7 protein-coding genes and 1 pseudogene are annotated in these 8,831 nt (G+C 31.0%); 5 read left to right on the forward strand and 3 right to left on the reverse strand.

Annotated elements, in window-relative coordinates:
* Positions 1 to 80 precede the first annotated feature (80 nt).
* The 3 genes from RSD37_RS16200 to tnpB form a co-directional block, all read right to left on the reverse strand.
* The gene (locus tag RSD37_RS16200; protein WP_346947779.1) at positions 81 to 1,337 is read right to left on the reverse strand and encodes an IS66 family transposase; all 1,257 of its coding nucleotides are present in this window, start codon (positions 1,335 to 1,337) and stop codon (positions 81 to 83) included.
* A 5-nt stretch (positions 1,338 to 1,342) separates the two neighbouring features.
* Positions 1,343 to 1,780: a transposase gene (locus RSD37_RS16205; protein ID WP_346947773.1), complete on the reverse strand. Its 438-nt coding sequence runs from the start codon at positions 1,778 to 1,780 to the stop codon at positions 1,343 to 1,345.
* Positions 1,781 to 1,931: 151 nt separating this feature from the next.
* The gene (gene tnpB / locus RSD37_RS16210) at positions 1,932 to 2,231 is read right to left on the reverse strand and encodes an IS66 family insertion sequence element accessory protein TnpB (protein ID WP_346947774.1); all 300 of its coding nucleotides are present in this window, start codon (positions 2,229 to 2,231) and stop codon (positions 1,932 to 1,934) included.
* Between the two features lie 279 nt (positions 2,232 to 2,510).
* Here tnpB and tnpA point away from each other — a divergent pair.
* The 5 genes and pseudogenes from tnpA to RSD37_RS16235 all read left to right on the forward strand — a co-directional run.
* A pseudogene (gene tnpA / locus RSD37_RS16215) lies at positions 2,511 to 2,983 on the forward strand (IS200/IS605 family transposase).
* 425 nt (positions 2,984 to 3,408) lie between these two features.
* Entirely contained in the window at positions 3,409 to 4,476 is a 1,068-nt protein-coding gene (locus RSD37_RS16220; RefSeq protein ID WP_346947775.1) for a nucleotidyltransferase family protein, read from the forward strand.
* A gap of 18 nt (positions 4,477 to 4,494) precedes the next feature.
* Complete coding sequence (locus RSD37_RS16225; RefSeq protein ID WP_346947776.1) at positions 4,495 to 5,487, forward strand: NAD-dependent 4,6-dehydratase LegB; 993 nt, start codon at positions 4,495 to 4,497, stop codon at positions 5,485 to 5,487.
* 94 nt (positions 5,488 to 5,581) lie between these two features.
* Entirely contained in the window at positions 5,582 to 6,679 is a 1,098-nt protein-coding gene (locus RSD37_RS16230; RefSeq protein ID WP_346947777.1) for a LegC family aminotransferase, read from the forward strand.
* 316 nt (positions 6,680 to 6,995) lie between these two features.
* Positions 6,996 to 8,831, forward strand: a 1,836-nt coding sequence (locus RSD37_RS16235; RefSeq protein ID WP_346947778.1) for a glucosaminidase domain-containing protein, incomplete at its 3' end; no start/stop codon positions are given.

The following is an 8,831-nucleotide window of genomic DNA, read 5'->3' on the forward strand; positions in this document are numbered from 1 at the left end:
TTGTATCCCCCTTATTTTTTTTTGTCATATTTGCCTACTAAAATTATACTCTAACCCACTATTTAAAACAGAGCCTAAATTTAAAATTGTATAATTATACCCAGTAGGACTAGCTGTTGTTGCGCTACTGGATTTTTTAAACTAATTTTAACTATTATTTTTTTAGAGGTTGAAATTTTAACTTCGGTGGGAAGTGTTGCCGACCAAGGCATTATATCTAGTAGATTTTTTCTAGTTTCTGTTTCATTTTTAGATAGCATATTAAATAGATAAACTAGATATTTTTCTACCACTAAATTATTAGCTTTCGCTGTTTCAATTATGCTATAAATTAAGGCGCTAGCCCTTGCTCCCTTTGCATTATTAGAAAACAACCAATTTTTTCTGCCCATAACAAAAGGCTTTATCGCTCTCTCCGAGCCATTATTATCTATTTCTAACGAACCATCTTTTAAAACTGTTTTCATATCTGGCAATAGTTTTCTAGTATATTCTAAAGCCTTACCTAGTGCACTTTTAGGCAATGCATCTTTAATTTCTCTTTCAACATATTCTTCGAATGCATCTAGTAGCGGAGCTGTTTCTTTTAGTCTAATTTCATAACGCATTTTATAGAAATCCTCTGTATCGCCATATTCTTTTCTAAGATCTTTTTCTATCTTATAAAGTTTCTCGCAAAAATTAAACCCTATAATTGCACGTGATTTTTTAAGGGCTTCTTCATCTAAATTCACTATTATCTCATGAAATTTTCTCCTGATATGAGCTAAGCAATAAAGTCTTTTTATATTTTCACCACTATTATAACCAGCATAGACATCAGTTTGAAGATATCCTGAAAAATCTTTTAAAAATTCTTTAGGACATGATCCTGAGCGGGTCTTTTGATAGTCATATAAGACAATTGGATTTTTAGATGCACCCGTTTTATATAACCACATATATTTTTTAGACTTTGATTCCTTACCGTTATTTTCAATAACTTGTAAAGTGGTTTCATCAGCCTGTATATAATGTGTTTTCACTAATTCTTCCTTCAGTATGTCATAAACAGGTGTAATTGCATCTGCTGCACTCATAATCCAGTTAGAAAGAGTCTGTCTTGAAAGATTTGCACCAAGCATATTAAAATAAGTTTCCTGTCTATATAGAGGCATTGTATGTTGGTATTTCATATTTACAACATGTGCTACTAATTCATTAGATGCCATACTTTTATAAAGAGTACTTTGAGCTCCATTTGTTGTTATTATGTTTGCTTCTCCTGATGTTGCTTCGCAAGGCTTACAAGCGTAGCTATACGTAACATGTTCTTCTATGTAAAGCTTAGCAGGAATATATTTTAATACTTCCTTTGTATAACCTCCAGAGGAGCATTACATTTATTGCATATTGCTTCGCTTTCATCTAGCTTATGTTCAATAACTACTCTTTCTAAATTAGCTAGATTATCTTTTTTACCTATATTTTTAGATGACTTTGTTCTTTCATAAACTACTTCTTCAATAGTTGGCTCTTCTATTTTTGAGTTACTATTCTTTTCAGATTCATCAAAAATAGATATTCGGCTAGAATCCACCTGCTCGCTAGATTGACCAAATATCTTTCTATTCTTATTTAAAATTTGACCTTGTAAATATGCCAACTGATTTTTCAAATTATTAATCTCTTGATCTTTAGATTTAATTTCAGAGTCTTTTTCCTCAAGTTCTTTTTCCATCTTAGAGATTAATGATTTTGTAGTTTGATTAAGCTGGTTTTCTAAGTTTAAGCCATCCATTTTATTACCTCTTCAGTTCTATTTGTTTACTTATGTTATATCATAAAACCATTGAATTATAAAGGTTTACAGCACTTTTAGTTAATAAAATTATAAGGCTTTAATAAGAGTTTTTTTCTTTTATAGGTTTAAATTTAGATGTTGTTCTTACCTAATATCCTTTAAGCAACCAACTTAGTTCATCCTTGTTTACTTTAGCAGCTTCTTCCTTATCCAGAGGCCATTTTAGTCTATTATTTTCCAGCCTATAGTAATAAAGCCAGAACCCCTCATCAAAATGAAGTATTTTTATTCTATTCATCTGCCTATTACAAAATACAAACAATGCCTTTTCAAATGGGTCTCGCTTTAACTCAGTTTCTACGAGCAAGACTAATCCATCTATACTTTTTCTTAAATCTGTTGTACCGTAAGCTAGATATACTGTATTTACATTATTTAAATTAAGCATGATATTGAGAGTTCCTTAATTATATTTGACACTAATTCCAACTCAGTAGAGGGAATATATATCTTTGCTCTACCTATTTCTATTTTGATTTCTTTAGTTGGATCCTTCGGATGTGTGTGCGAAGCACTAGCCTGTGCTTGATTATTGTATAATGAATACCACCCGTTTTACGGGTGGTTCTAAAAAGCTTTTAGCGATGAGCAGAAAAAAAGAACCCTCTTTGATAAAATAGATGTAGGTTTGCCGACTACATCTATTTTATCAAAGAGGGATATCCAAATGGATAATAATAGTTTAGTACATAGCAAATGGAATTGTAAATATCACATAGTATTCGCACCGAAGTATAGAAGGCAGATAATATATGGAAAAATCAAAAGTGATATAGGCCAAATATTAAGAAAACTATGTGAGCATAAAGGTGTAGAAATAATAGAGGCAAATGCATGTAAAGATCACATACATATGTTGGTCAGTATACCACCGAAGTTAAGCGTATCTCAATTTATGGGTTACTTAAAAGGAAAAAGCTCACTAATGATATTTGACAGACATGCAAATTTAAAATATAAATATGGAAATAGGCAGTTTTAGTGCAAGGGATATTATGTTGATACCGTAGGTCGAAATAAAAAAGTAATAGAAGAGTATATAAAAAACCAGGTAAAGAAGATTTAGCATATGAACAAATAAGTCTCAAGGAATATATTGACCCGTTTACGGGTGAGCCGGTAATTAAGAGCAAGAAATAGAGCACCTTTTAGGTGTAGCCAGTAAATGTATGCGGTTGGAAAACCGTTCAATGTGCGAGTAGCACGGCCAGTAATATGCCCTTATAGGGCTAGGTCAAACCACCCGTTTTACAGGTGGTCCTGATTTTTCTATGAATAATTCAGGGTAAATATTTAATTAAATATAAAATTGGAAATTGTTTCTTAAGATTTCCAGGGGAGGGGAAAGTGTAACTATTTTTGAGACCTAACTGTCTGAGGTTTTGGCAGCCTTTTAATTGAGTATAAAAAATAACAACTTAAGTAAAATAAAATTTTCGCTGGAATTTTGACGCGAAATCTCTGTAATGATTATAAATATATAGATTTTATAAGATTTTTGGATTATAATATAAACTATGTTGAAAATAAGTAAATAATTTATTTTTAAAGGCAATGGTGATGATGTGAATAACAATGAATTAATTATAAGCAAATCTATAAATGTAAGAGAAACAATGAAAAAAATAGATGAAACTGCAAAGGGAATACTTTTTGTAGTGGATGATAAAGAGAAACTGTGTGGTGCAGTAACTGATGGAGATATCCGTAGATGGATATTAAAAAATGGAAGTATGGAAGAATCTATAGAAAAAGTAATGAATAACTCTCCAATTTATTTAGAAGAAAAGGATACCGATAAGTCAATTAAATTGATGTATGATAAATCTATTAATGCCATTCCTATTGTTGATAAAAATCAACAAGTTGTTGAAGTTAAATTTTTTGAGATTAATTTACAGCAAAAGAATGTAAGAAAGTCATTAAAGGGTATTTCTATAGTAGTTATGGCTGGGGGGCTAGGAACCAGGCTTTACCCTTACACTAAAATATTACCTAAACCATTAATTCCAATAGGAGATACTCCTATTGTTGAAAGAATTATAAATAAGTTTAATAAGTATGGTGGAAGTGAATTTTATTTAACGGTAAATTATAAAAAAAATATGATTAAATCATATTTTAATGAAATTGAAAAAGAATATGATATTAAGTACATAGAAGAAGATAAACCATTAGGAACTGGAGGCAGTCTTTCTTTATTAAAAGGAAAAATAAAAGATACTTTTTTTGTGTCTAACTGCGATATATTAATAGATGCAGATTATGAAGCTATATTGAAACACCATAAAGAAAAGAAAAATAAAATTACAGTAGTAGCTTCAGTTAAAAACTTTCAAATTCCATATGGTGTATTTAACTTAAATAATGAAGGTAATATAAGTCATATTCAAGAAAAGCCAGAATATACTTATCTAATTAATACAGGTATGTATGTAATTGAGCCGGAAGTTTTAAATGATATACCAGATGATGAGTTTTATAACTTGCCAGATATATTAGAAAGCTATATGAAAAAAGGAATAGCAGTAGGGGTGTATCCAATAAGTGAACAGTCATGGATGGACATGGGGCAAATTAGTGAGATGAAAGACATGGTTGAAAGAATAGAACAAATTGAGGAAAATGATTAATAATTAGGAGGGAAAATAATGAACTTAAAAGGGAAAAAAGTTTTAGTAACTGGAGCAGAGGGGTTTATAGGAAGTCATTTAACTGAAAGACTTGTTGAGCTTGGCGCTGATGTTACAGCGTTAGTACAATATAATTCATTTAATAATTGGGGTTGGATAGATAGTTTCGATAAAAATGTATTAGATAGCATTAAAGTAGAAACAGGAGATATAAGAGAATTAGATGGTATGAATAGAATTGTTAAAGGTAATGAGGTAGTATTCCACCTTGCAGCATTAATTGCAATACCTTATTCATATTTATCACCAATGGCATATGTAAGAACAAATGTAGAAGGAACTACTAATGTATTAGAAGCATGTAGAAATCATGGAGTTGAAAAAATTATGCATACTTCTACATCAGAAACTTATGGAACTGCATTGTATGTACCTATAGATGAAAAACATCCAATGCAAGGTCAATCTCCATATTCAGCATCTAAAATTGGTGCAGATATGATGGCAGATAGTTTTTATAGATCCTTTAATATGCCAATAGCAACAGTTAGACCGTTTAATACATATGGGCCTAGACAATCTGCAAGAGCTGTTATTCCTACAATAATATCTCAGATTTTAGCTGGTAAAAAAGAAATAAAGCTTGGAAGCTTAACTCCAACTAGAGATTTTAACTATGTAAAAGATACAGCAGAAGCTTTTATTAAAATTGCGGAATCTGACAATACAATAGGTCAAGTTATTAATGCTGGTTCAAACTATGAAATTTCTATTGGTGATACAGTTAAAAAAATCATTAATATATTAGGTGGAAATGTAAAAATAGTTTGTGATGAAGAGAGATTAAGACCGGAAAAAAGTGAAGTTAATAGACTTTGGGCTGATAACACTAAGATCAAGACATTAACAGACTGGACTCCTAATTATACAATAGATGAAGGATTAGCAGAAACAGTAGAATGGATTAAAAATAACATGCAGTATTTTAAAACAGATATATACAATGTTTAAAAGAAAATATTTATCATAGAATTTAAATGAGATTATCTTGAAATTAATATTTTGAGGTAATCTCTAAATATTAATTTAAAAGGTAGGGATATTTATGATACCATTATGTGTGCCTGAAATCAGAGGAAACGAATGGAAATATGTTAAAGAGTGTTTAGATACTAATTGGGTTTCATCAGTTGGTAAATTTGTGGATAGATTTGAAGATGAATTTGCAGAGTACTTGAAATGTGAAAGTGCGGTAGTCACAATGAATGGAACAGCAGCACTTCAACTTGCCATGATTACTTTAGGAATAGGTGAAGGTGATGAGGTTATTGTTCCATCAATGACATTTATATCTTCAGTAAATGCTATAAAATATACAGGTGGTACTCCGGTATTTGTAGATGTATGTAGAGATACATTTGTTATGAACACTGATAAAATAGAAGAATTAATAACTTCAAAAACTAAGGCTATTATGCCAGTTCATATTTATGGCTATCCAGTTGATATGGATAAAGTTAATGAGATTGCAAAAAAACATAACCTATATGTTATAGAAGATGCAACGGAAGCTTTAGGAACTACATATAAAGGGAAGATGGTTGGGGCTCTAGGTCATATAGGATGTTTTAGTTTCAATGGAAATAAATTAATGACAACTGGTGCAGGCGGTATGCTTGTAACTGAGGATAAAGTTTTGGGAGAAAGAGCAAAATATTTATCAAATCAGACAAAAACTATAGCACCTAATGGTGGAATGTATCATGAAGAGATTGGTTTTAATTTTAGAATGCCAAATCTATTAGCCGCTGTGGGGGTTGCACAACTTGAGATGGTGCCAGAATACTTAGAGATTAAGAGGAAAAATGCAAAACTGTATAATGAGCTTTTAAAGAATACAAATGGCATAACATTAATCAAAGAATGTGAAGAGGTAGATAATTGCTATTGGTTATATTCGATTATTGTAGAAGATAACTTTAAAGTTTCTAGAGATGAATTTATGAAAATATTAGGTGAAAATGGAATTATGGCTAGACCGTTTTTTAGTCCAGTACATAGCATGACACCATATGAAAGTTGTAAATCTGGAACTATGGATGTAACTATAGAAGTAAGTAATAAGGGTGTTAATCTACCGAGTTCAGTTTCATTAACAGAAGAAGAAGTACGGGTAATTTGCGAAACTATAAACAATATATAGAAGTAAAATACTATGAGAATTAATATTTTTAATAATATAAGGGGTGTGTATCAAAATAATATGGAACCTATAAAGTAGACACATATAAAAAAGAGCCTATAGTAATAGACTCTTTTAAAATGTACACTATAGGTTCTATTTAAATTTTAGAAATCATTTTCATATACATTCTTATTCTTTTGAAAGAAAATTAAAAAAAAGATTTTAATGAGTAAATTTATTGAACATATGTGTATTAAAGTGTATAATGAGGATGTTATAATCAACTTTTTTAGCAGTATTTTTAACTTGCATCCCTTTCGAAGGAGGGATAATAGTGTCAAAATTAAAGAAATGCGCTTATATGATGGTTATTGTATTACTATTAAATATAATTTCCCCAACAATCCAAGCCATGGCTATTGATAAAGAAGGAAATACTACAGTGTCTCAGGAGAATGAAGAGGTTAATTTAAATGAAGAATTAACTGAAGATTCATTGAAATTACCGGTGGAAAATGATGTTATTGTTGAGGAAGTGAATAGTATATCAGTTCAAGCTGCTGTACCTTACAATTCAACAATAGTATCTAAATTAGAAAATCCAAGGGCAAATCACAAATTGACTGGAGAGTTCTTTTTAAAGGGATTTGCAATAAGTATGGACAAGGTATCTAAGGTAGAAGTTTACTTAGATGATATTTATAACGGACAGGCTGTATATGGAGTGGCTAGAAGTGATATTGGAGGGAAATATCCGAACTATCCAGATGCAAATAATAGTGGATTTACTTATAAATTTACAGGAGTGTCAAATGGAAATCATAAAGTTAAAGTTATAGTAATAGACACTGTGAACAATACGGTGGAGCATACAACAGATATAACAGTTGACAATGCAAAGACTTCTATTATGGGGAGGGGATCTCTAAATAGAAATCAAATGGTGAAAATGCTAAGAACAAACAATTCGAGTTTGAGCCTTAAGTATATAACAGAATTTGTAGATTACACTATAGCTGAGGGTGATATTGAAGGTGTAAATTATGATATTTTATTTTCACAGATGATGCATGAAACTGGATACTTGAAATTTGGTGGAGATGTTAAGCCAGAGCAAAATAATTTTGCAGGTATTGGTGCCACTGGGAATGGAGTCCCAGGGAATTCTTTTTCTACAGTACAAATTGGAATTAGGGCAGTAGTTCAACATTTAAAAGCATATGCATCAACAGAAGCTTTAAAGCAAGGATGTGTTGACCCAAGGTTTAGTTATGTTACAAGAGCTTCTGCTATGTATGTAGAACATTTAGGAATACCAGAAAATCCAAGTGGCAAAGGTTGGGCAGCAGCAGAAGGATATGGATATAAGTTATTATCTGTACGTAAAGATACATCAGCACTAAGTAGTGTGCTAGATTATTCAGTATTAACTTCTATAAATGTAACAGGAAAAACAGTGACAGAGAATAAATTAACAGTAACTGGCACAGCAAATCCAAGCAATGATACACTTTATAAAATAGTAGTACAAGAAGGAAGTTCAAGTACAGAAACAGTTTTAAGTAATTGGAGTACAATAAGCACGGCATATTATACACCTATGAAAGTAGGAAATTACACGTTTAAAGTATATTCTAAACATAAAAATTCTACTTTAGCAAATGGAGATGATGTTATATCTAAAGATGTGACAATTAGTCTTGGACAAGCTAAGGTAAATAGTTTCAATGTAACAGGACAGCCTATGGTTGGATATGAATTAACTATGACAGCAGAGGCTAATCCGGCAGAAAGTACTTTATATAAGTTATGGGTATGCGATAGAAGCACTGATACTTGGAGCGTTGTAAGTGATTACAGCACTAAAAATACTGCAATATTTAAACCAACAAAAGCAGGAAAATATAGTTTTGTAGTACATGTTAAGAATAAAGATAGTGAAAAAAATGTGGAAGATGACTATAAATCAGTAGATATTAATGTTACTGTACCAAAATCAAAAGTTGCATCTTTAAATGTTACGGGAAGTGCCTATGCTGGTTCAACTTTGACAATGAAGTCAACAGCAGAACCTGCAGCAGATACATTATATAAATTATGGGTATGTGATAGAAGTACAGATACATGGACAGTATTAAGTGATTATAGTAGTAAAAACACTATAGATTTC

It is taken from the genome of Clostridium sp., from assembly GCF_036646415.1.
Lineage (GTDB): Bacteria > Bacillota > Clostridia > Clostridiales > Clostridiaceae > Clostridium_J.